General features: G+C 37.3%; 3 protein-coding genes. All 3 read left to right on the plus strand.

Features of this window, described 5'->3' with window-relative positions; translation table 11 throughout:
* Positions 1–140 precede the first annotated feature (140 nt).
* Positions 141–293, plus strand: coding sequence for a hypothetical protein (locus ACUVJL_RS29185; RefSeq protein ID WP_445249044.1), 153 nt, complete (start codon positions 141–143; stop codon positions 291–293).
* A 14-nt stretch (positions 294–307) separates the two neighbouring features.
* Positions 308–1,996, plus strand: coding sequence for an McrB family protein (locus tag ACUVJL_RS29190; RefSeq protein WP_445249045.1), 1,689 nt, complete (start codon positions 308–310; stop codon positions 1,994–1,996).
* A 4-nt stretch (positions 1,997–2,000) separates the two neighbouring features.
* Positions 2,001–2,888: McrC family protein (locus tag ACUVJL_RS29195; RefSeq protein ID WP_445249046.1), on the plus strand; the 888-nt coding region annotated here is incomplete at its 3' end.

The following is a 2,888-nucleotide window of genomic DNA, read 5'->3' on the forward strand; positions in this document are numbered from 1 at the left end:
TTTAAGGCAAGTTGACCGATCGCAAATTCCCCATTTGCCCGATCGCATTATTGCTGCTACTGCTTTGTCTCTTAATGTACCCGTTATTTGTCGCGATCGCCGGATTCAATTATCTAGTATAGACACAATTTGGTAAATCTGTGTCACTCGGCGCAAGTTTAAATTTTCCGGGAACGGTTGTTAGCGGTTTTGCCTGTGTTACTGGTTTGGGAGGGCTATTGATGTGGGTAAGGATGGGGGGTGCGATCGTATCTCAGAGATTGAGTGTCGCGAAGGGCGATCGGCTACAATAATTTAAGAACAACAATTGAGTCATCTTAAAAATACAGAAAAAATGGAAAAAGTTTTTGTACATCCTGATTGCCCTTTTTCAGCAGAGACATTTAGCTTATTGGCAGAATTTTATGAAAACCCAAGCTCAGATTTTCACATAACACATCAAAAAGATTTCTTAAGATATGTAGAAAAGCCAGTTAAATATATTTTAAGCCAGGTAGAAGAGCAGTTACCTGATTTTATTAAAAAATATATAAATATCAAGCGTGAGAGGTTTTGCTCTATCATTGAAACAAGAAAATGGGAATCAACAGCCTACAGTGTAGCCTTTTTTTGTGAAGATGTCCCTTTTCCAGATAATACTCAGTTAATCTTAAGATTTAAAAACCAAAAATTAACTTTTGGTTTGGAGGTGAAAGAAAGTGTGTTTCAGCTAATGCTATATATTTACAAAAAAAAATATAGAGATGACTTTGACTATATCGAAATTATCAAAGGCTATAATCTTAGTAATAAACATTATTTTTCTTTAAAGTCTAGCTGGGAAGAAGAAGGATTTTTAGATTTGGAGGAAATTTATTACGAAATTGAAGCCGAGAAAAATTTGTATGAGCTATTAGAAAATATTTTGATCCAAATTCCTGTTCATTTACAAGAATCTAAAAACTTTGAAAGTGTTTTGTTTGGTAATATTTTTGCTGGCATATCATTTGAATCAAAACAAATATTAGGATATTCTTCCAAAAATATAATCAATAAAATAGCACAAGCTTTTACAAAATTATTCTCATTTTTTTTGATTGGTAGTTATTATTATAGACATGATTTACCTGCTCTTTTAGATGAATATCTTTCAGTATATGAAAAGGAATTTAATCCAGTGTATCAACTAGAGACAATTTCAGAAATTACTGGTTTTAAAACAACCGAACTAACTAAATGGATACAGGCGATTAACCGCAAAGGGCAAACCATCATCCAAGGCCCGCCCGGAACCGGAAAAACCTTCATTGCTGAAAAACTAGCCAAACACTTAATCGGCGGCGGTGACGGTTTCTCAGACATTATCCAATTTCACCCCGCCTACACCTACGAAGACTTTATCGAAGGCCTTCGCCCAACAACTCAAAACGGACAATTAACCTACTCAATAATTCCCGGTAGATTCCTAGAATTCTGCGAAAAAGCCGAAGCCTGTGAAGACACTTGCGTTCTCATTATTGATGAAATTAATCGCGCCAATCTTTCTCAAGTTTTTGGCGAGTTAATGTATCTCCTAGATGACCGAGAAGACACAAAACGCTTTATTACACTAGCCAGCGGTCAACTATTCAGAATCCCTACAAATGTCCGTATCATCGGCACAATGAACACAGCAGACCGCTCTATTGCCTTAGTCGATAACGCACTCCGCCGCCGCTTCGCATTCATTCCCGTTTATCCAAACTATGAAGTGCTGCGACAGTATCACCACAGAGAGAAAACTAATTTCCCAGTCGATAAATTAACTAGCATTCTAGAAAATGTCAATCGGGCAATTAACAACAAACACTATGAACTAGGCATCTCCTTCTTTTTGACAAAAACCTTAGCTGAAGATATCCAAGATATTTGGCAAATGGAAATTGAGCCATACCTCGAAGAATACTTCTTTGATAATCAGGCAAAAATGGATGAATTTCTCTGGGATAAAATCAAAGATGAATTTAGCAAGCGATAATTTTATGACACGAGAATTACCCCAAATCATCGAACTGACAGAATATGAATTACGAATTTTAGATCGAGACTCAATCCCCGAATCAGTAGGACAAAAAATACATCTCAATTATGCCAAGGAAATAAAGATAGAATTTCCCAACTTTAAAACAGGATATAAATGGCAATTAACATCTAAAGGCAGAGTGGGCAACATTCCAATCACTCCAGAATTTCACATCGCCATCCGCCCCAAGGTTTCCATAAACAACCTCTTCGGAATGCTTGAGTATGCCTACAAACTTAAGATAAAATTTCCCCAAGGAGCGATTCAGTGCCAATTTTTAGAACAAAGTTACGAGAGATTAGCTAACATTCTTGCCCACAAAATTCTAGAACGCTGTCGCAAAGGATTATATCGCGATTACTTATCCAAAACAGAAAGACTCGCCTACATTCGCGGTCGCGTCGATTTGCGGTCAGCCCTGCAAAAACCTTGGGATGTTAAACTAAAATGCCACTATAACGAACAAACAGGCGATATCGAAGATAATCAAATACTCGCTTGGACACTATTCATCATTGGCCGCAGCGGTTTGTGCCGTGAATCTGTTTCATCCACTGTGCGAAAAGCCTTTCACGCACTCCAAGGATTTGTTACATTAAAACCTTTTAAATCAGAAGCTTGTATTGATAGAAATTATCACCGTTTGAATCAAGATTATCAACTTTTACACGCCTTATGTCGATTCTTTTTAGATTACACAGGGCCTAGTCACGAAACAGGCGATCGCGAAATGCTCCCTTTTCTCATAGACATGGCTAATTTATATGAACAATTTGTCGCTGAATGGCTCAAAGCAAATACACCAAAAGGCTTTTTTGTCAAACAACAACACCGAGTCACCCATGAC

Origin of the sequence: Microcoleus sp. OTE_8_concoct_300, from assembly GCF_031383065.1 — a bacterium.
Lineage (GTDB): Bacteria > Cyanobacteriota > Cyanobacteriia > Cyanobacteriales > Microcoleaceae > Microcoleus.